The 18,703-nt window shown below is 70.6% G+C and carries 19 protein-coding genes and 1 riboswitch; of the genes, 10 read left to right on the top strand and 9 right to left on the bottom strand.

The window, feature by feature from the left end; translation table 11 throughout:
• Window positions 1-114: 114 nt before the first annotated feature.
• Both murA and KPL78_RS11935 read right to left on the bottom strand, forming a co-directional pair.
• Window positions 115-1,416, bottom strand: coding sequence for a UDP-N-acetylglucosamine 1-carboxyvinyltransferase (gene murA, locus KPL78_RS11930; protein WP_219763191.1), 1,302 nt, complete (start codon window positions 1,414-1,416; stop codon window positions 115-117).
• A 23-nt stretch (window positions 1,417-1,439) separates the two neighbouring features.
• Window positions 1,440-3,110 (bottom strand): formate--tetrahydrofolate ligase, encoded by a 1,671-nt coding sequence (locus KPL78_RS11935; protein WP_219763192.1) that lies wholly within the window; start codon window positions 3,108-3,110, stop codon window positions 1,440-1,442.
• 183 nt (window positions 3,111-3,293) lie between these two features.
• Here KPL78_RS11935 and KPL78_RS11940 point away from each other — a divergent pair, with 183 nt between their 5' ends.
• On the top strand, window positions 3,294-3,953 hold the full coding sequence (locus KPL78_RS11940; RefSeq protein ID WP_219763193.1) for an OmpW/AlkL family protein: 660 nt from the start codon (window positions 3,294-3,296) through the stop codon (window positions 3,951-3,953).
• Window positions 3,954-4,194: 241 nt separating this feature from the next.
• Window positions 4,195-4,854 (top strand): OmpW/AlkL family protein, encoded by a 660-nt coding sequence (locus KPL78_RS11945; RefSeq protein ID WP_219763194.1) that lies wholly within the window; start codon window positions 4,195-4,197, stop codon window positions 4,852-4,854.
• Window positions 4,855-4,975: 121 nt separating this feature from the next.
• Here KPL78_RS11945 and KPL78_RS11950 read toward each other — a convergent pair whose 3' ends face one another.
• Together KPL78_RS11950 and KPL78_RS11955 are read right to left on the bottom strand one after the other, a co-directional pair.
• The gene (locus tag KPL78_RS11950) at window positions 4,976-6,082 is read right to left on the bottom strand and encodes a 2-aminoethylphosphonate--pyruvate transaminase (RefSeq protein WP_219763195.1); all 1,107 of its coding nucleotides are present in this window, start codon (window positions 6,080-6,082) and stop codon (window positions 4,976-4,978) included.
• Window positions 6,083-6,145: 63 nt separating this feature from the next.
• Entirely contained in the window at window positions 6,146-6,439 is a 294-nt protein-coding gene (locus KPL78_RS11955) for a hypothetical protein (RefSeq protein WP_219763196.1), read from the bottom strand.
• A 43-nt stretch (window positions 6,440-6,482) separates the two neighbouring features.
• A riboswitch (SAM-I-IV-variant riboswitch) is annotated at window positions 6,483-6,591 on the bottom strand.
• 95 nt (window positions 6,592-6,686) lie between these two features.
• Here KPL78_RS11955 and KPL78_RS11960 point away from each other — a divergent pair.
• Window positions 6,687-6,911: a hypothetical protein gene (locus tag KPL78_RS11960; protein ID WP_219763197.1), complete on the top strand. Its 225-nt coding sequence runs from the start codon at window positions 6,687-6,689 to the stop codon at window positions 6,909-6,911.
• Window positions 6,912-6,917: 6 nt separating this feature from the next.
• On the opposite strand, the gene KPL78_RS11965 is transcribed toward KPL78_RS11960, so the two are convergent.
• Window positions 6,918-7,541: a DUF1194 domain-containing protein gene (locus KPL78_RS11965; protein WP_219763198.1), complete on the bottom strand. Its 624-nt coding sequence runs from the start codon at window positions 7,539-7,541 to the stop codon at window positions 6,918-6,920.
• A gap of 79 nt (window positions 7,542-7,620) precedes the next feature.
• Here KPL78_RS11965 and KPL78_RS11970 point away from each other — a divergent pair, with 79 nt between their 5' ends.
• The 7 genes from KPL78_RS11970 (at window position 7,621) to KPL78_RS12000 (ending at window position 15,001) form a co-directional block, all read left to right on the top strand.
• Window positions 7,621-8,586 carry a Bug family tripartite tricarboxylate transporter substrate binding protein gene (locus tag KPL78_RS11970; protein WP_219763199.1) on the top strand — a complete coding sequence of 322 codons (966 nt, stop codon included), beginning with the start codon at window positions 7,621-7,623 and terminating at the stop codon, window positions 8,584-8,586.
• A 70-nt stretch (window positions 8,587-8,656) separates the two neighbouring features.
• A complete protein-coding gene (locus KPL78_RS11975; RefSeq protein WP_219763200.1) occupies window positions 8,657-9,409 on the top strand; it encodes a tetratricopeptide repeat protein in 753 nt (250 codons plus the stop codon).
• 3 nt (window positions 9,410-9,412) lie between these two features.
• Window positions 9,413-11,620 (top strand): glycosyltransferase, encoded by a 2,208-nt coding sequence (locus KPL78_RS11980; protein ID WP_219763201.1) that lies wholly within the window; start codon window positions 9,413-9,415, stop codon window positions 11,618-11,620.
• A complete protein-coding gene (locus KPL78_RS11985) occupies window positions 11,620-12,024 on the top strand; it encodes a hypothetical protein (RefSeq protein WP_219763202.1) in 405 nt (134 codons plus the stop codon). Before KPL78_RS11980 ends, KPL78_RS11985 begins: the two co-directional genes overlap by 1 nt.
• Window positions 12,024-12,908 (top strand): FkbM family methyltransferase, encoded by an 885-nt coding sequence (locus KPL78_RS11990; RefSeq protein WP_219763203.1) that lies wholly within the window; start codon window positions 12,024-12,026, stop codon window positions 12,906-12,908. Before KPL78_RS11985 ends, KPL78_RS11990 begins: the two co-directional genes overlap by 1 nt.
• Window position 12,909: 1 nt before the next feature.
• A complete protein-coding gene (locus tag KPL78_RS11995) occupies window positions 12,910-14,397 on the top strand; it encodes a Stf0 family sulfotransferase (RefSeq protein ID WP_219763204.1) in 1,488 nt (495 codons plus the stop codon).
• Between the two features lie 181 nt (window positions 14,398-14,578).
• Window positions 14,579-15,001, top strand: coding sequence for a CBS domain-containing protein (locus KPL78_RS12000; protein WP_219763205.1), 423 nt, complete (start codon window positions 14,579-14,581; stop codon window positions 14,999-15,001).
• Here the strand turns inward: KPL78_RS12000 and KPL78_RS12005 are convergent.
• The 4 genes from KPL78_RS12005 to osmF are packed head-to-tail and all read right to left on the bottom strand — an operon-like array spanning window position 14,982 to window position 18,668.
• Window positions 14,982-15,701: an ABC transporter permease gene (locus KPL78_RS12005; RefSeq protein ID WP_219763206.1), complete on the bottom strand. Its 720-nt coding sequence runs from the start codon at window positions 15,699-15,701 to the stop codon at window positions 14,982-14,984. The two genes, KPL78_RS12000 and KPL78_RS12005, sit on opposite strands and share 20 nt — an antisense overlap.
• Complete coding sequence (locus KPL78_RS12010; RefSeq protein WP_219763207.1) at window positions 15,698-16,630, bottom strand: ABC transporter ATP-binding protein; 933 nt, start codon at window positions 16,628-16,630, stop codon at window positions 15,698-15,700. The genes KPL78_RS12005 and KPL78_RS12010 overlap by 4 nt, the downstream gene beginning before the upstream one ends.
• Window positions 16,627-17,748, bottom strand: a complete 1,122-nt coding sequence (locus tag KPL78_RS12015) for an ABC transporter permease (protein WP_490384262.1) — start codon at window positions 17,746-17,748, stop codon at window positions 16,627-16,629. The genes KPL78_RS12010 and KPL78_RS12015 overlap by 4 nt, the downstream gene beginning before the upstream one ends.
• Window positions 17,745-18,668 carry a glycine betaine ABC transporter substrate-binding protein OsmF gene (gene osmF / locus KPL78_RS12020; RefSeq protein WP_219763209.1) on the bottom strand — a complete coding sequence of 308 codons (924 nt, stop codon included), beginning with the start codon at window positions 18,666-18,668 and terminating at the stop codon, window positions 17,745-17,747. Before osmF ends, KPL78_RS12015 begins: the two co-directional genes overlap by 4 nt.
• Window positions 18,669-18,703: the final 35 nt, after the last annotated feature.

Raw genomic sequence — 18,703 nt, forward strand, 5'->3', positions numbered from 1 at the left:
CCCGCGAACACTGCGACGGCCCGCCGGGCCAAACGCCATGTGACGGTTTCCAAAGGCCTCGGGCCTTTGGCGGGGTGAGTCCGAGAGGGGCAGAGCCCCTCTCGGTTCCACAGTTCAGCGGCGTTCGACCCCCGCACCACAGGCTTGCAGCCGTTCCACCATCGCTTCGTGGCCACGATCAAGGTGATCGAGCCCCCGCAATTCCGTCACGCCCTGCGCGCCGAGACCCGCCAGCAGCAGCGCGGCCGCCGCGCGGACGTCGGTGCCGGCGACCGGCGCACCGGACAGGTGCGGCACGCCGCGCAGCCAGGCGGTGGTGCCGCGCAGGCTGATGTCGGCGCCCATGCGGCGGAGTTCGTCCACATGGCGGAAGCGCTGTTCGAAGATGGTCTCGGTGATGGCGCTGGCGCCAGGAGCCACGGCGAGCAGAGCCATGAGCGGAGACTGCAGGTCGGTCGCCACGCCGGGGAAAGGCGCGGTGCGGAAATCGACGCCGCGCAGACCGCCAGGGGCACGGCACGCGCGCAGGCCGCCGGGCGCCACGTCCAACGCAACGCCGGCCTCGGCCAGCAGGGGCGCGGCGGCGCCGAGCAGGGCGGCGTCCGCACCTTCCAGCACGAGGTCGCCATCCGTCAGGGCGGCGGCGCAGGCCATGGTGCCCATCTCGATGCGGTCGGGCAGGACGGCATGCTGCGCGCCGAGGAGCGGGCGATCGCCCTGCACGGTCAGCACGGGGCTGCCGGCGCCCTCGATGGTGGCGCCCATGGCCGCCAGGCATCGGGCGAGGTCGGTGATCTCCGGCTCGCGCGCCGCGTTGCGGATGATGGTAGTGCCGCGCGCCAGGACGGCGGCGATCAGCAGGTTCTCGGTCGCACCGACCGAGGGCATGGGCAGGTCGATCGCCGCACCGTGCAGGCCGTGCGGGGCGCGGGCGTCGATGACGCCGCCGGCGACCTCGATGGTCGCACCCATCGCGCGCAGGCCGGCGAGGTGGAAATCCACGCCGCGCAGCCCGATGGCGTCGCCGCCCGGCATGGGCAGGCGTGCCTGCCCGCAGCGCGCCAGCAGCGCGCCGAGCAGCAGGACGGAGGCGCGCATGCGGGCGACGAGTTCGGCATCGACATCGGCCGGGTGCAGCGTGTCGGCGGCGATGGTCAGCGTCAGGCCGGCCGCGTCGCGCGACCAGGACAGGCCGGCGCCGAGGCGCCGCAGCAGCCCCGCCAGCACCGCGACATCCAGGATCGCCGGGACGCGGCGCAACGTGACCAGGTGCGGCGTCAGAAGGGCGGCGACCATCAGCGGCAGGACGGCGTTCTTGGCGCCGCCGAGGCGCCAGCGTCCGGTCAGCACCCGCCCGCCCTCGATGCGCAGCACCGCGCCGGGATCGGGACGCCACCAGGGGGCGGCGTCGCGCATCCGCGCCTCGACCGGCGCCACGGTCAGAACAGCCCCTCGATGCGGCCTTCCGCGTCGAGGTGGATAGCCTCCGCCGCCGGCACGCGCGGCAGGCCGGGCATGGTCATGATGTCCCCGCAGACCGCAACGACGAAGCCGGCGCCGGCCGACAGGCGGACCTCCCGCACCGGCAGGACGTGGCCTTCGGGGGCACCAAGCTTGGTCGGGTCCGCGCTGAAGGAATACTGCGTCTTGGCGATGCAGACCGGCAGGTCGCCGAAGCCGTCCTGTTCGTAGCGCTTCAGCTTCGCCGCGACCGGCGCGGGGATGGAGACGGAGGCGGCGCGGTAGATCTCGCGCGCGATGGTCTCGATCTTGCCGGTCAGCGAGAGGTGGTCGGAATAGAGCGGTTCGAAGCGCGCCGTTCCGGCCTCGATGCGCGCCCTTACCGCCATGGCGAGGTCGACCGCGCCCTTCGCGCCATCGCCCCAATGGGTGCAGAGGATCGCCTCGGTGCCGAGGGCCCTCATCGCCTCCTGCACCGCGGCGATCTCGGCCTCGGTGTCGGAGGTGAAGCGGTTGAGGCCGACCACCACGGGAATGCCGAACTTGCCGACATTCTCGACATGGCGGGCGAGGTTCACCACGCCGCGCTTCACCGCGGCGACATCCTCCCGCCCCAGGTCGGATTTCGCAACGCCACCATGCATCTTCAGCGCGCGCACGGTTGCGACGACGACACAGGCGGCGGGCTTCAAGCCGGCCTGGCGGCACTTGATGTCGAGGAACTTCTCCGCGCCGAGATCGGCGCCGAAGCCCGCTTCCGTCACCACGACATCGGCGAGCTTCAGCGCCAGGCGCGTCGCCATCACCGAGTTGCAGCCATGGGCGATGTTCGCGAAGGGACCGCCATGAACCAGGGCGGGCGAACCCTCGATGGTCTGCACGAGGTTGGGCGCGAAGGCATCGCGCAGCAGCACCGCCATGGCGCCATCGGCCTTGAGGTCGCGCGCGGTGATGTTCTTCCCGTCCCGCGTCTGGCCGACGACCATGCGGCCAAGGCGTGCCTGCAGGTCCGCAAGATCCTTCGCCAGGCAGAACACCGCCATGACTTCCGAGGCGACGGTGATGTCGAAGCCGTCCTCCCGCGGGAAGCCGTTCGCGACGCCGCCCAGCGAGGAGACGATGCCGCGCAGCGCGCGGTCGTTCATGTCGAGCGAACGCCGCCAGGACACGCGCCGCGCATCGAGCCCCGACCCGTTGCCCCAATACAGATGGTTGTCCACCATCGCCGCGAGCAGGTTGTTCGCGCAGGTGATGGCGTGGAAGTCGCCGGTGAAGTGGAGGTTGATGTCCTCCATCGGCAGCACCTGGGCATAGCCGCCGCCCGTCGCGCCGCCCTTCACCCCGAAGCAAGGACCGAGCGAGGGCTCGCGCAGCGCGATCATGGTCTTCGTGCCGATGGCGTTCAGCGCATCGCCCAGGCCGACGGTCGTCGTCGTCTTGCCCTCGCCCGCCGGCGTCGGGCTGATGCCGGTGACAAGCACCAGCGCGCCGTCCGGGCGGTCCTGCTGCTCGGCGATGAAGTCGAGCCCGACCTTGGCCTTGTACTTGCCGTAGGGCTCCAGCGCGTCGTCGGGAATGCCGGCCTTTTCCGCGATGGCGCGGATCGGCTTCAGCGTTGCGGCGCGAGCGATCTCAAGATCCGTGGCCATCCCCTCATCCCCCCGGCAAGACCCAACCCGGCGCGCTTACGACCCGCGCCGCACCCAGGCAAGAGCATGGGGGCGATTCGGCGTTCTTGCCGAGCATCATGAAAACGGTTGCGTTGCATCAAGGAGACGAAAGCGCTTCAGGCCTAGTCAGCATCCTGTCGGAGAAGACAGGGGAAGCCGACCATGACACGCACTTCGATTCTGCTCGCCGGGGCTGCTGCTCTTGGCCTGCTCGCCCAGCCCGCCCTTGCCCAGGACACGCCTGTCCGCGGCAAGCAGGCCGGCGATTTCATGATCGGCCTCAGCGTCATCGGCGTCGTGCCGGTGAACGGTGGCGACGTGGATCTGATCGGCGGCACGCCGGACGTCTCGAACTCGGTCACCGGCCAGCTCGACTTTACCTACTTCTTCACGCCGAACTTCTCGGTGAACCTGATCGCCGCCACCACGCGCCATGATGCCGAGGTGTCGAACAGCGCGATCGGCCTGGTCGATCTCGGCCATGTCTGGGCACTGCCGCCGACACTGACGGTGCAGTACCACCCGCTGCCGGCGGAGCGCTTCAGCCCCTATGCCGGCGTCGGCGTGAACTACACGATGTTCTACGGCGAGGGCGGCGGCTACTCCCCGCCGGTCACGAGCGTCGACGTGCGCAACTCCTTCGGCTTTGCGCTCAATGCCGGCCTTGATGTCGAGCTCGCGCCGAACTGGCTGCTGAACTTCGACGTGAAGTGGATCTACATGCGGCCCGACGTCGCGGTCGACACCACGGTGGGGCGCATCAACGCGACGGCCAACATCGACCCCTTCGTCTTCGGCGTCGGCGTCCGCTACCGCTTCTGAAGCGTCGCCAGCGGGGGAATTTCGGGGGCTTTCCCCCGCACACGGAGGACGGCGGGCGCGCGCGGCACAGGCCCCGGCAAGAGGGCTCCTGGCCGCGTGGCCCGCCGTCCGTCGTTCCGGATCGCCTTGAGCAATGTGGCCCAGGCGGCACGCGTTACTAAAATGGTGGGGTTGCGACAAAGGCGTCGCAATGCCCGGCATCGTAGATGCCCCTTGGAGTGGACCGAGGGGGAAGTCGACCATGATCCGTATGTCCAGCCTGCTCGCGGGCGCGGTGGCGCTTGGCCTGCTGGCGGCGCGCCCCGCCGCCGCACAGAACGGAATCCGCGGCAACGAGACGGGCGATGTCATGATCGGCCTCAGCGTCATCGGCATCGTGCCGGTGAATGGCGGCAGCGTGAACGGCATCGGCGGCACGCCGGAAGCGTCCAATGCGGTGACCGGCCAGATCGACTTCACCTATTTCATGACGCCGAACTTCTCGGTCAACCTGATCGCGGCGACCGCGCGGCATGACTTGCAGATCTCGGACAGCCGGCTCGGCACGCTGGATCTGGGCCATGTCTGGTCACTGCCGCCCACCCTGACCGTGCAGTACCATCCGCTGCTGACCTCGCGCTTCAGCCCCTATCTCGGCGTCGGCGTGAACTACACGGTATTCTACGGGGAGGGCGGCAGCTATTCCCGCCCGGTGACCAAGGTCGATGTGCAGAACGCGCTTGGCTTCGCGCTCAATGGCGGGCTCGACATCGAGCTGTCGCCACATTGGCTGCTGAACTTCGACGTGAAATGGATCTACATGACCCCCGACGTCACGGTGCAGGCCGGGTCCCGGCGCATCCACGCCACGGCCGACGTCGATCCCTTCGTCTTCGGGGCGGGTCTTCGCTACCGCTTCTGAAAGACCATTTGCCCGGATGATTCCGGAGGGGAATGCCGGAGGGGCTCTGCCCCTCCAACTCTTCAACGGAACTCACAGGTAGTCAGGAGACCGTTCGAAAAGTCCTGCTCTGGCGCCGCGTTCAGGCCGCCCTGGGCAGCACCTCCCGCAGCGCCGCGCCGATCGCCGCGACCGCGCAGCGCATGTCGTCCGGCGTGATCGCCCCGATCGCCCCGATGCGCATGGTCGGCGCGGCGGTGTTGTAGAAATTGCTGATCAGCACGCCGTGGCGCTTCAGCGCCTCGACGAAGGTCATCAGGTCGAAGCGCGGATCGGCGGGCTGGTGGATGGTGACGATCACCGGGCCCTGCTGCTCGCGCGCCAGATACGGCCTCAGGCCGAGGGCGACGGTCCCGTCGTAGAGGATGTCGGTATTCGCCTGGTATCGCGCGCGACGGGCCGCCTGACCGCCCTCGGCGTCATAGAGGTCGAGCGCCACGTCGAAGGCCGCGATCGCCTGGACCGGCGGGGTGAAGCGGATCGACCCCCAGCCCGAACGCCGCGCATGGGCCAGCACGTCCGACAGATCGAAGGACCAGGACCCGGCATTGCCGGCGCAGGCCTCGGCCCGGTCGATGCGGCAGACGGCAAAGCCCATCCCCGGCATGCCTTCCAGGCACTTGCCCGAGGTGAAGACCAGCGCATCGCATTCCGGATGCTCGGCCAGCGGAAAGGGCAGCACGCCAAAGGCCGAGACGGCGTCGAGGATCAGCCGCGTGCCCCGCGCACGCAGCGCGGCGCCGATGCCGGGCGCATCGTTCACGATGCCGGACCCGGTCTCGTTGAACACCATGGCGACAGTGCCAATCGAGGGATCGGCATCCAGCGCCGGCAGGATGTCGGCGGCGGTCGCCCCTTGCGTGTCGGGCAGCGGCAGCGCGACCACCTCGCGCCCGGCTTCCCGGGCCAGGCGTGCCATGCGTTGGGCATAGGCGCCGTTCATCGGGATCAGCACCTTGGCCCCGGGGGCCACGAAGGTGCGCAGCGCGGCTTCTGAGACGAAGTGGCCGGCACCCTGGATCGGCAGGGTCGCGTGCTCGCCGAGGCGTCCGCCGGCGACGGCGACGATGCGCTCCCGCACCCGGGCATAGACCTTCTGGAAGTCACGATCCCAGGGTGCGATGTCCTGGGCCATGGCGGCCTTGACCTCGGGACGCGTCTGTACCGGACCGGGAATGAGGAGAAGCATGGCATCGCCGCTGCGTTGGGAAGCTGTGGTTCTGCCCCCCGCGCGGGGGTGGCGCAACCCGGCTCAGCGGCGGTCGTCGACCAAGGTCGCGTGATCGCGCAGCCAGGCGCGCAGGGCGCCGCGCCGATCGCCCGGCTCGGCGCGTTCCAGATAGATGGCGAGATGCCCCGGCCGGCGGTCCGGGACGACGCGATAGGCATGGGTCCAATCCCCGTGCCGACGGTGCAGGACCACGTAGAGCCAGGAGGTCTCGGCCCGCCCGGTCCGCGTGGTCCAGCGACAGAGGGCCACGAATTCCGCCTGGTCGCCCGGGGCGAGCAGGAGATGGAGATCAGGGGCAGGCGTCACGTCCAGCATGGGGTCTTCTCCGTCGGAGCAGGAACCGGACCCAATGCGGCAGCGCATCCCGTTTGGTTGCCGGAGCGGCCACATCCCCCCTCGCGGAGGCGCCACCTTGCCCGGGAAGGCAGGTTGGCGTTGGGCGCCGGGCCCAACTCTTGATGCTGAGCGGAGATAAGCCATGGGCAGGCGCGGTTGGCAAGGGCGGCCTTGCGGCGCCGCGTCGGCCCTGTTGTGATAGCCGCGCAATCGGCGGCAGGCGACGATGACCGAAGACGGCACGAAGACCGCTTATGCGCGGATCGGCTTGTGGTTCAATGCCGAGACTGGCCACATTCACCTCAGCCTGCCGGGCCAGGGCCTGTCCACGGTGATTGACACCGCGACGAGCAAGCGCGGCCATCCCCACCTGTTCAACAAGCTTGCGAAGATGCTTCGTGACGCCGGCAAGCCTCACCCCGCGATCGTCGAGGACTGGAAGGCGAGGTAACGACGCTCACGCCACCATTGCCCCGCCGCGAATCTCCCGCAGCAGCTTGCGCAGGATCGCCTCCGCGAAGGCGGCGTAATCCGGTGTGTGCATGGCGAAGGCGCCGGGGCCGCCGATCACCTCGGCCTGGTAGTGGTCCAGCAGGTCCGGTTCCTCGTTGAGCACGGCGAGGGCGTTGATGGTCACGCCGGCGGCGACGCCGATGTCGCGCACCGGCCCCGGCGGCCGACCCTGATTGTGTCGGCCATCGCCCGAGACATCCATCGTCAGCCGCCTCGCTTCCGCCGGGCAGGCGGCGAGCAGGGCAAGGCCGGCGGCCATCCCCTCCCCCAGCGCCGTCGCGCCGCCGGGTACCAGCCGGGGGGAATTCTCCACCTCCCCGGCGAAGACGGCGGCGGCTTCGGCGCCATCGATCCGCGTCCAAGGCACCGCCACGGCCTGGGCGCCACGGCCCGACCACAACAGCATCACGACAGCGATGGCCCGGCGCGATCCGGCGGTGATGGCGGCGGCCACCGAGTCGTCCCGGAAGGCGGCGGCATACCCCCCAAGCATGAGGGCGAACTCGTCATAGTCGACCGAGGAAGAGGCATCCACGGCGAGACACAAAGCGAGATCGACCTTCTCCATGCCCGCATCTTGCATGCTTCCCCGTAGGCCGCACCTGTCGCGACGGGCAAGCTGGCCGCAGCAGACAGGAGACTTCGCGATGCGACGGAGAGTTCTGATCGCCGGTGGTGCCGGCCTCGTTCTGGCACGGCCCGGCCTGGCGCAGGGGACATGGCCGAACCGGCCGATCCGGATGGTGGTGCCCTATACCCCTGGCGGGGCAACCGATGCCATGGCGCGGCTCGCCGCGCAGAAGCTGCAGGAAAAGCTCGGCGCGACGGTCGTCGTCGAGAACCGCGCCGGGGCGAATGGCGCGATCGGCAGCCAGGCGGTGCTGCAGGCGCCGGCGGATGGCTACACCATCCTGGCCTCGGCCTCGATCCATCCGATGGCGCGCTATGTCATGAAGAACGCGCCCTATGATCCGGTGACCGACTTCATCGCCGTGGCGCGCACCGCGCGTGGGCCGCTGATCCTGGTGAACAACCCGCGGCTGCCGCAGGCCACCATTCCCGAGATCGTGGCGGCGGCGAAGCGCGACCCGGACAAATGGTCCTTCGCCACCTCCTCGCTCGGCTCCGCGGGGCATCTCGCTGCGCTGGAATTCAACCGCATGACGGGGTCGGCCATCGAGATCGTCGGCTACCGGGGCACCTCGCCGGCGCTCAGCGACATCGCCGCGGGCAATGTGCAGCTCATGTTCGACCCGGTGCTGTCGACCATCCAGCTCATCCGCGGCGGGCAGATCCGCGGCGTCGGCATCGCGACGGCCGAACGCTCGCCGCTCGCGCCGGAGCTGCCCACGGTGGCCGAGGCCGGCCTGCCTGGCTTCGAGTTCTATTCCTGGTATGGCGTCTGGGCCGCGCGCGCCACGCCGCGGGAGCTGGTGGACCGGATGAACGCGGCGCTGGCCGAGGGCATGCGTGAAGCGGCAGTGGTCGAACGGCTGAACGGCCTTGGTTTCGAGCCGGTGACGCAGGGGGTGGATGAACTCGAGCGGTTCATCGCCGAGGATGTGGCGCGCAACGCCGCGCTGCTGCGCGCCGCGAATTTCCAGCCGGAATGACCATCCGTAAATTAACTATTACGATCTCTCGTAAGGAGTTCATCAATCAATTTGATGCATGATGCGGGACATGACGGATCATGCATCCGAGTTGACGGAACGGAACGCGCTGGACGAGGCGGAGGCCTTCCCCGCGACCGACCACCGCGCCGAAGCCCCCGCCACCGCGACGCCCGTCATGGCCGGCCTGGCCCGAGCCGCGGTATGGCTCGCGGCCGGCAAGGTCGCCTCCGCCCTGCGCATCCTGCGCGCGCTGCCCACGCTGGCGGCCACCCGTGCCGAGGCGGTGACCGCGAGCATCCGCGCCGCCAGCCATGATCCCGAGTTCCGGGAGCTTGTCCTGGCAGCCGATGCGGCGCGCGATGGCAGGGACTTCGCGCGCGGGGAATTCCTGTACTGGCGCTGCCTCGGCCTCTACCCGCTCCATCACGGCTACATGACCCAGTATGGGCATTGCCTGAAGGAACAGGGGAGGCTGGTCGATGCGGAGCTCGTCTATCGCTCCGCCCTCGCCCTGGGCGGACAGGCCGAGGATCTGCACCGGCACATCACCGCCGTCGCCGGCCTGCGCGGTGCGGCGCCCAACCTGCCCGCCCCGCAGCCGCAGGGGGTCGACCCGATCGACGAGCCGCCCACGGCGCGCGATGTGACGCGGCTCTTCGCATTGCTGCTGAACGGTGGGGAACCGGCGAACAGCGTCGATGTGCTGGACCTGCTGATTGCCTGTCCGCGGCGGCGCGACGTCGTCCTCGCCCTGCTGGCGCGCCCGGCCTTTCCCCTCGCCAACCATCGCCTGATGGCCCTGCTCGCCGAGGCCGACTGACCCGTGCCGCCGCTCAGCGTCTCCGTCGTCGTCAACACCTGTGACCGCGCCTCGGTGCTCGAGGACGCGCTGCGCGGCATTACCGCGCTTCGGTACGCACCGCTGGAAATCGTCGTGGTCAACGGCCCCTCGCTGGACGGCACGAAGGCGGTGCTCGACCGCTGGGCGGGGCGGATCAAGCGGCGCGACTGCGCGGAGCGCAACCTGTCAGTGTCGCGCAACATCGGCATCGCGGCGGCGGCGGGAGATGTCGTGGCCTTCCTCGACGACGACGCGGTGCCGCATCCTGACTGGCTGTCGCGGCTGCTGCGACACTATGACGACCCGGCGGTGGCCGCGGTCGGCGGCTTCACCATCGACAATACCGGTCGCATCTTCCAGGCGCGCAAGACGCTCTGCGACCGCTTCGGCCGGGCCTTCCACGTCTCGGACTTCTTCGACGAACGGCCGCTGAACCGCCCTGGCTCGCCGCTGTACCCGAGCCTGCTCGGCACCAATTCTACCTTCCGCCGCGCCGCGCTGCGCGCCATCGGCGGCTTCGACCACAGCTTCTCCTATCTGCTGGACGAGACGGATGTCTGCCTGCGCCTGGTCGATGCTGGGCATCGCGTGGTCTATGAACCGACTGCGCTGGTCTTCCACCAATTCGCCCCGAGCCACATCCGCGACGAGCGGCGGATCGCGCGCACCATCTACCCGTCCGCGGTCAGCAAGGCCTATTTCGTGATGCGACATGGGGCGCCGGCCAGCGTCACCCGCGCTGCCGAGGCGCTCGACGAATACCGCGGCGAGCTGCTGGCCTCGAACCTCTGGCACCAGACGGAACAGCTCATCCTGCCCGAGCATCGCGCCTCGCTCGACCAGGACCTGGAGAATGGCATCGCAGAGGGCGAAGATCGGGCGCGGCAGCGGGGTGCCGCCCCTGGCGGCGACCTCGTCGAGGAAGCGGAGGCCGAACCCTTCCGCGCCGCGGAGCGCCTCGCCGATCGCCTCTGCATTTGCCTGGTGAGCCAGGGCTGGCCACCCCGGGCCGAGGCCGGCATCGCGCGCTGGACCGAGTCGCTGGCGACAGGCCTCGCCGCGCGCGGCCATCAGGTGCATGTGGTCACCAGGGCGGAAACGGCGGAAACGCTGCGCTTCACCGACGGCCTGTGGATCCATGCCGTACTGCCGGAGGCGCATGGCGCCGAGGCGATGATGCTCGCCCACGACCTGCCGCCCAACATCGCCGCCTGGACCCGCCGCGTCTGGCGGGAGGTGCAGGCGATCAAGGCCTTCGGCCTCGACCTCCTCTCCTTCCCCATCTGGGATCTCGAAGGGTTGGCCTGCCTCGATGATCCCGACATCGCGGTGGTGATGTCGCTGCACACGACCTATGCGCTGGCGCGGCCGCACAAGCCGGAATGGCTGGCCCGGCCGCTCTACGACCATTTCATGGTCCGCCGGATGATCGCAGCCGAGCGCCGGGCGCTGCTCGCCGCGCCGACGCTGCTCGCCAATTCGCGCGCGATCGTCGCGGATATCGAGGACACCTATGGCATCCGCCTGACGCGGGACCGCATCGCCCTCGCCCCGCATGGCACGGCGGATCTGCTGGCCGATGCGCCGGCGCCGCGGCGGCGGCCGGGTTTCCGCATCCTCTTCGTCGGGCGCTACGAGCCGCGCAAGGGGTTCGACCTCGCCCTCGCCGCCGCGGCCGCCGTGCTGCGCGAGGAGGCCACAGTCGAGTTCCGCTTCGCCGGCGGAGAGATCGACGAGGAAGCGCGGGCCGTGATGGAGGCCACCGGCACATCGGCGCTGCAGGACGACCCGCGTGTCCGCTTCCTGGGCGTGCTGCCGCGCACGGATCTGGAACAGGCGTATCGGGAGGCCGATGTGGTACTGGCGCCGAGCCGCTACGAATCCTTCGGCCTCGTCGCGATCGAGGCGATGGCCGCGGGGCGGCCGGTCGTCGCCGTCGCCGCCGGAGGATTGGCCGAGGTCGTCTCCGACGGGATCGATGGCCGGCTGGTGCCGGACGGGCCGGGCGCCGCGGAGGGCATCGCCGTGGCGCTGCTCGGCCTGGCGCGCGACCGCGAGGGCTGCGAAAGGCTCGCCGCCGGTGCGCGGCGAAGTTTCGAGGAGAAATACGACATGCCGCGCATGTTGGACGTCGTGGAGGCGGCCTATCGCGCCGCGGTCGCGAAGCGCCGCATCGGGCAGGCCGCGTGATGGCCGCACCCTTCGACGCCGAGGCCGTGCGCGAGGCGCTGGACATCTTCGAGGGGCCGCAGCCGAGCGCGGAGCGGCTCGTCGCGCTGGTCGGGTCCTGGGACGAATTGCTGGCCCATCTGCTGCTGGTGCGCGGGGCATTGCCGGAGGATGTGGATGCCGCGATCCGCGCGGCGACGCAGGGTCGTCGCGGCGCGGCCTCGCCGCGGCCGCCGGGTCCGGATGCGCGGCGGCTGCGGGAGACGGAGGAGGCGCTTGCGGCGGCGATGACGGCATTGACCGCGGCGGAGGCGGCAGCGCGCGCGGCCGCCGATGCGGCGAGCGCGGCACTCGGGGCCTATGTCGCGGAACGGCCGGTGGCCTCCTTCGACCTGCATCTGCGCATCGGGCCGGGTGGCGGCTGATGGACGCGCTCTCGCCCGATCCCATCGCGGCGCGGCTGGCGGCGCTGGAGCAGCGCCTGGCCGGGATGGAGCGCGTGCTGCGCGAGATCCGACAACTCGTCGGCCCCTTCGCGGTCCCGATGGGACCCGACGCCCTGCTGGTGCAGACCATCCATGGCGTGAAGTACATGGTGCCGACGCATGACATGGTCATGACCCCGCAGCTCGTCGTGTACCGACAATGGGAAGCGCAACTCTCGGCCTTGCTGCCGCGGCTCTGCCCGCAGGGCGGCGTGTTCGTGGATGTCGGGGCGAATTTCGGCTACTTCACCTGCCTTCTCGCCGCACGCATGGGGCGCTCCGGCGGCGGGCGCATCATCGCGATCGAGCCCAACCCCGAACTGCTCGACCTGCTGCGCACCAATATCGGCATCAACTGGTCGGGCGCGCCGGTGCGCGTCGAGCCCGTGGCCGTGGCCGAGACGCCGGGGGAGATGATGCTGACCATTCCCGACGGGCGTTTCGCGAATGGCACGCTCGCACCGCTGGAGGCCGAGGGCCGCGAACTGCGCGCGCACAGGGTCAGCGTGACGCGGCTCGACGATCTGCTGCGGCAGGAACCGCGCATCGACCTGATCAAGATCGATGTCGAGGGCTTCGAACCCGCCGTCCTGCGCGGCGGGGCTGAGACGCTGGCGCGCGACGGCCTGAAGCTGGTGCTGGAATGGTCGGTCCCGCAACTGCGCGAGGCCGGGTTCGATCCCATGGAAACGCCCAGGCTGCTGGAAGCGGCGGGCTACAGGCTCTTCGATGCGGAGGCCGGCACCGACCCGGCATCGGGCAAACCCTTGACCGCGGCCGATTTCACCGCGCGATCCTACTGCAACCTCCTCGCGGTACGCTGACATGGACATGATCGAGGCTTCCGCCCTGGCGAACCCCTGGAACGAGAAGGGGCTGGCGCTCGATCGCCTCGATGCGCTGCCACAACTGCCCTATCGCTATCCCGACGGCTGGATGTCGCCGCTTGAGTTGCGCATCCTCTACACGCTCGCGCGGCGCAGCGCCGGGCCGGCGCTGGAGATCGGGCCCTGGATCGGGCGGTCCACCAGCGCCATCGCGGCCGGGCTGCGTGATGGCGGCCGGTCTCCCGCGCCGATCTTCGACGTGGTGGATTTCGGGCCTGCCTCAGCCGAGGAGTGGAAGCAGCGCTTCGGCCTGCCCATGCCCTTCGACCCGCCGATGATCCCCGCTTCGGTGTTCCATCCAGGCGGCTCCCTCGCCGTGCTCATCGACAATCTGCGGCGTAACGGGCTGCTCGGACAGGTCAACGGCATCCTGCGCGGCGACCTGCTGGAACTCCCGATCGGACGCCGCTACGCCTTCATCTTCTGCGACGCGGTGCATGGGAAGGCCGAGGCAGCGCGCACCATGCCGCGGCTCGCCGAACTCGTCGCCGATGAGGCTGTGCTCGTCTTCGACGACGTGGTGAGCGAGGCGTTCGCCGACGCGATCTGCGCCCACCTCAACCCGGTCCGGCGCTTCCTGCTCGCGCCGAACAACGATGGCCGCGGCAAGCTGCTGGTCGTGCAGCACCGCGCCGCACCGAGCACGAAAATGGTCCAGCCGCGGCCCGCCGAAGCCGCAGAGGCCCTGGCCGCGCGCCGGGTGGCCGCCAGCGCGATCTGGCGGCGGGAATTGGCGGCGCAGGGCATCGAGCGCAGCGTGCTGATCACCAGCACCTTCCGCTCCGGCAGCACCTTCGTCTCCTCCCTGCTCAGCCAGGCCGGGCTGCGCGGGCTGAACCTCGAACGGTTCGCCGAGGCCTGGCGGTACACGCTCCAGCCCCCAGGCGAGGAGTTCGCCGCATTCCTGCGTGGCATCTTCGCCGAGGCCGCAGAGGGTCGTTTCGCCGCCAAGCTCATGTGGCCGCATTTCGCCCGGCTGGCGGAGGCCACCGGGCATGAGCGCGGCGACATCGCGGAGCTCGCCGCGCTGTTCGCGCCGGCACACTGGATCCAGGTGCGCCGCGCCGACAAGTTCGACCAGGCCATTTCCTTCTGGCGGGCGAAGAGTTCCGGACGCTGGCATGTCTTCGAGGAGGAGGAAGAGCCGGAGCTTCCATACGATTTCCGCGGCATCCTCGAATCGCTGCATGAGATCGAGTTGCACGACCGGATGTGGGACGATGTCTTCGCGATGGCCGGAATCACGCCCATCCGTCTGATCTACGAGGAGGTCGAGGCCGATACCACGGGAGCCATGGCCGCGACCTTCGACATGCTCGGCCTGCCGGGCGCCGCGGCGCCCGGGACGCTGGGGCTGCGTCGGCAGCGCGACGACCACTCGATGAGGCTTCGCGAGATGTTCGTCCGGGATCTCTACCGGGCCTGACCGCGCCTTCGTGTGCCCCGCCGCCCGATGTTGGGGGGGTCGCGGCGGTTCGGCAGATGAACAGCGGGCGGACCAGCCGCCCTGTGCAGCCCGCCGAACCGGCCCTCCCCGATTGCGCTGCCTCAAGGGTTGCCCCGCCGGGGGCAGCTATGGGAGCCTGCAAAGTCGGAGGAACGCGAAAATGCCTCAACGCACCCTGGGCGAGATCGTTCGCGACCAGGATCCGCTGATCCTCGCCCCGACGGCGACGGTGTCCGAAGCCTGCGCAGCCATGTATCGCCGCCACGTCGGCGCGGTGCTCATCGCCAATGCGGATCGCCAGCTCCAGGGCATCTTCACCGGGCGGGATGCCGTGCGGCTGCTGGCCGAGGGCCTTGACGCCAAGGCGACGGCCGTCTCCGCCGTGATGACGCGCAATCCCACGACGCTCGGCCGCAAGGCCACGGCGATGGATGCGCTGCTGCTGCTCAACGATTGCGGCTTCCGCCATGTGCCCATCGTCGATCACGGACAGGTAGTGGGCATCGTCTCGCGCTATGATTTCCGGGCCAGGGAACAGGCGCGGATGGATGACGAAAGCGGCTTCATGGAGGTGATGCGCTGACCGGCGCCAGCGCGCCGAGCAGCCCATCCACCGCGAACGCCATCAGCCCGGTCAGCAGCGCGCCCTGGAGGACCCAGGCGGGGTTGCCGTTGACCAGCCCGGCGATGATCGGCGTGCCGAGGCAGGTCGCCCCCGCCACCGCGCCCACCGCCGCCGTGGCCACGGCGAGCACCGCGGCGACGCGCAGCCCGACGAGGATTGGCGTCGCGGCGAGCGGCAATTCGACCTGCCACAGGATCTGGCGCGGCGTCATGCCCGCGCCGCGCGCGGCGTCCAGCACCTCCGGCGGCACGGTGGCGAGCGCGCCGGTCGTCCCGCGCAGCACGGGCAGCGTCGCGTAGCAGACCAGCGCCAGCAGCGCCGGGGCAGCCCCGAAGCCGAGCACCGGCACGGCGATGGTGATGACCGCGACGGGCGGCACCGCCTGGGCGAAGCCGACCAGCGCGTCGGCGACGGCACGGACCTCCCGCGCGCCGGGGCGCGTGGCGGCGATGCCGAGGCCGATGCCGATCGCCGCGGCTGGCAGCAGCGACGCCAGGACGAGCCCCGCATGGGCCAACGCCAGCGTGCCGAAAGCCTCCCGCCGATACAGGGGTTCCGCGACATCCGGGAACAGCGCGGCGAAGCCGGGACCGAGCAGCGGCAGCGCCAGCAGACCGGCCGCGAACAGCAGCACGGGCAGCAAAGCGCCCCACCTCATGCCCGTAGCAGGTCCTTGAGCGCGACCAGGCCGGCATCCGCGCCGTCGGAGCCGACCAGCACGGCCGCTTCCGTGCGCGCGGCGAGCATGGCTTCCAGCGCCTCCCGCCCCGTCGCGCCGGCGGGGATGCGGGGCAGTGTCGCGGGCGCCTCGGCGGACGGTGCCGCCAGATCGGCGGCGGAGACCAGGGCGAGCCGCCGCATGCCGATCGCGCCGCCATCCAACAGGTCCCGCACACGCGGATCGGCCGGCGCATCGAGCAACTCGCGCGGCGTGCCGGCCTGGAGCAGACGGCCCTCGGCCATGACGCAGAGCTGCGTGGCGAGGCTGAACGCCTCATCGACGTCATGCGTCACCAGCAGGATGGTCTTGCCGGTCGCGGCATGCAGGCGGGCCATTTCCTGCTGCATCGCCTGGCGGGTGATGGCGTCGAGCGCGCCGAAGGGCTCGTCCATCAGCAGGATGTCGGGACCGGCGGCGAGCGCTCGCGCGACGCCGATACGCTGCGCCTGGCCGCCGGAAAGCTGCGCCGGCATGCGGTCGCGATAGGCGCTGGGATCGAGCCGCAAGAGGGCGAGCAGCTCATCCACCCGCGCGGCGATGCGCCGGTCTTCCCAGCCGAGCAGGCGAGGCACGGCGCCGATGTTGCGCGCGACCGTCCAGTGCGGGAACAGGCCGATACCCTGGATCACGTAGCCGATGCGGCGGCGCAGCGTGGGAGCTTCCTCCTGCGCCACATCGCGGCCCCGCAGCAGCACGCGGCCGGCATCAGGGTCGATCAGGCGGTTCACGGTGCGCAGCGCGGTGGATTTTCCGGCTCCGGATCCGCCCAGCAGCACGGCGAAGGCGCCTTCGGGGACCTCCAGATCCAGCCCGTCCAGCGCGCGCGTCGCGCCGAAGGTCTTGCGCACCCCTTCGAAGCGGATCATGCGCGCACCAGCCCATCCTCGACCGCACGCAGCGCGGCATCGAGCACCAGTGCCAGCGCCGCGACCGGCAGCGCGCCGAGCAGGATCAGGTCCGGCGCGAATTGCCCGAGGCCCTGGAACATCAGCACGCCGAAGCCCCCGGCCCCGACCAGCGCGCCGAGCGTCACCAGCCCGACCGCCTGCACCGAGGCCGTGCGCAACCCGCCCAGGAACACCGGCGCACCGAGCGGCAGCCGCACCCGCAGCAGAAGCTGCGCCGGCGCGAAGCCGAGGCCGCGCGCCGCATCCACCGCGGCGGCCGGCGCCGATCCGAGGGCCGCCCGCGTCGCCGCGGCCACCGGCAGCAGCAGATAGAGAAACACGCCGATCACGGCGGGCGCGCCGCCGATGCCACGCAGCCCAGCCTCCCGCAGCAGTGGCATCGCGCGGCCCAGGGCGGCGAGCGGTTCGATCAGCAGCGCGAACAGCGCGATGGCCGGGATGACCTGCAAGGCGGCCAGAATCCCCATCGTCATCGGCGCGGCCCGCGGTGCGGCGAAGGACAGTGCGCCGAGGGCCGCCCCGATCGCGAGTGCAGGCAGCAGCGCCGCCGCGACCAGCGCGAGATGACCCGACAGCGCGGCGCGCAGTTCCGGACCACGTGCAGCGGCCTCGCGGACCAGGCCGAGATCGTCGATCAGGCCAAGGACCAGCATGGCCCACAGCGCCGCGACCAGAAGCAGAGCGGCGATCGCGCGCGCGGCCGTGCCGCTGCCCGCGCGCCCCATGGCGAGCCGCATGGCCAGCAGAAGGGCGCCGATCGCGACCCAGGATCCGGCGGCCGGGCCGAGGCGCCCCGCCGGGTTCACCCCGGTCAGCAACGTCGCGGCTGCCCCGAGGCCGCCGAGCAGACCGCATAGCGCAAGCCCATAGGCCAGGGCCGCACCCCGCCCCGGCAACAGGGCCGCGGCCATGGCGGCGAACGCCGCCGGCGCCAGGAAGGTCCACACCGGCACATCGCCGACACCGATACCGCGCGGCGGCACGATGCGGTTCGGCGCCAGCACCGCGAAGCCGATCAGCAGCGGTGCCGCGAGGGCGAGGATCAGCAGCGCCGCTTCGATCCGCCCCGCCTTCAGCGGAGCAGCCCCGCCGCGACGAGATGCGCGCGCGCCACCTCCCGCGCCGGCTGGCCTTCCACGGCGATGCGCGCATTCAGCTTCTGCAGCGTGGTGAGGTCGAGCGTGCGGAAGGCTGGCGCCAGCACCTCGGCGATCTTCGGATTGGCGCGCAGCACGACGCCACGCACGATCGGTGCCGGCGCATAGACCGGCTGCACGCCCTTGGTGTCTTCCAGCACCACCAGGTCGAGCGCGGCGATGCCGCCATCGGTGCCATAGACCATCGCGGCGTTCACGCCATTCAACTGCTGCGCCGCGGCGCGGATCGTCACTGCCGTGTCGCCGCCCGGAAGGACCAACAGGCGATCGGGCGGCAGGGTGAAGCCATAGGCGCGTTGGAAGGCCGGCAGGGCTGCGGGGCTCTCCACGAATTCGGCCGAGCCGGCGAGCTTGAACGGCCGGCCCGCGGCGATGAGCGGGCCGATATCCTCAAGCGTGCGGAGATTGAATTGCCGCGCGAGATCGGCGCGCACCGCGATCGCCCAGGTGTTGTTCGCCGGCGCTGGCTGCAGCCAGACGATGTCATTGCGCTGCGCGTCGAGCTCGCGGACCTTCTCGTAGCCCGCCTGCGCATTCTTCCAGGCCGGATCGGATTCCATCTGGAAGAAGAAGGCGCCGTTGCCGGTGTATTCGGGATAGAGGTCGATCTCGCCGGCGAGGATCGCCGACCGCACGATGCGCGTCGGGCCGAGCGGCACGCGGTTCTCGACGCGCATGCCGTTCGCCTCGAGCAGCAGCGCGATCATCTGGCCGAGCAGCCCGCCTTCCGTGTCGATCTTGCTGGCCACGACGATCGGTCGCGATTGCGCGATCGCGGGCGCCGCCATGAGGGTTGTGCCGCCGAGCAGCACGGCGCGGCGGTCGATGATGCGGACCATGGCGTTCCTCCCTGGTGCCGGACAGGCGCCGAGAC

This window comes from Roseomonas alba (genome assembly GCF_019430885.1).
Lineage (GTDB): Bacteria > Pseudomonadota > Alphaproteobacteria > Acetobacterales > Acetobacteraceae > Neoroseomonas > Neoroseomonas alba.

What these genes read in the sequence shown, in the direction of transcription:
- murA (WP_219763191.1), bottom strand. Translation starts at nt 1,416, where the DNA reads ATGCGCGACGCCGCCCCCTGGTGGCGTCCCGATCCCGGCGCGGTGCTG.
- KPL78_RS11935 (WP_219763192.1), bottom strand. Translation starts at nt 3,110, where the DNA reads ATGGCCACGGATCTTGAGATCGCTCGCGCCGCAACGCTGAAGCCGATC.
- KPL78_RS11940 (WP_219763193.1), top strand. Translation starts at nt 3,294, where the DNA reads ATGACACGCACTTCGATTCTGCTCGCCGGGGCTGCTGCTCTTGGCCTG.
- KPL78_RS11945 (WP_219763194.1), top strand. Translation starts at nt 4,195, where the DNA reads ATGATCCGTATGTCCAGCCTGCTCGCGGGCGCGGTGGCGCTTGGCCTG.
- KPL78_RS11950 (WP_219763195.1), bottom strand. Translation starts at nt 6,082, where the DNA reads ATGCTTCTCCTCATTCCCGGTCCGGTACAGACGCGTCCCGAGGTCAAG.
- KPL78_RS11955 (WP_219763196.1), bottom strand. Translation starts at nt 6,439, where the DNA reads ATGCTGGACGTGACGCCTGCCCCTGATCTCCATCTCCTGCTCGCCCCG.
- KPL78_RS11960 (WP_219763197.1), top strand. Translation starts at nt 6,687, where the DNA reads ATGACCGAAGACGGCACGAAGACCGCTTATGCGCGGATCGGCTTGTGG.
- KPL78_RS11965 (WP_219763198.1), bottom strand. Translation starts at nt 7,541, where the DNA reads ATGGAGAAGGTCGATCTCGCTTTGTGTCTCGCCGTGGATGCCTCTTCC.
- KPL78_RS11970 (WP_219763199.1), top strand. Translation starts at nt 7,621, where the DNA reads ATGCGACGGAGAGTTCTGATCGCCGGTGGTGCCGGCCTCGTTCTGGCA.
- KPL78_RS11975 (WP_219763200.1), top strand. Translation starts at nt 8,657, where the DNA reads ATGACGGATCATGCATCCGAGTTGACGGAACGGAACGCGCTGGACGAG.
- KPL78_RS11985 (WP_219763202.1), top strand. Translation starts at nt 11,620, where the DNA reads ATGGCCGCACCCTTCGACGCCGAGGCCGTGCGCGAGGCGCTGGACATC.
- KPL78_RS11990 (WP_219763203.1), top strand. Translation starts at nt 12,024, where the DNA reads ATGGACGCGCTCTCGCCCGATCCCATCGCGGCGCGGCTGGCGGCGCTG.
- KPL78_RS11995 (WP_219763204.1), top strand. Translation starts at nt 12,910, where the DNA reads ATGGACATGATCGAGGCTTCCGCCCTGGCGAACCCCTGGAACGAGAAG.
- KPL78_RS12000 (WP_219763205.1), top strand. Translation starts at nt 14,579, where the DNA reads ATGCCTCAACGCACCCTGGGCGAGATCGTTCGCGACCAGGATCCGCTG.
- KPL78_RS12005 (WP_219763206.1), bottom strand. Translation starts at nt 15,701, where the DNA reads ATGAGGTGGGGCGCTTTGCTGCCCGTGCTGCTGTTCGCGGCCGGTCTG.
- KPL78_RS12010 (WP_219763207.1), bottom strand. Translation starts at nt 16,630, where the DNA reads ATGATCCGCTTCGAAGGGGTGCGCAAGACCTTCGGCGCGACGCGCGCG.
- osmF (WP_219763209.1), bottom strand. Translation starts at nt 18,668, where the DNA reads ATGGTCCGCATCATCGACCGCCGCGCCGTGCTGCTCGGCGGCACAACC.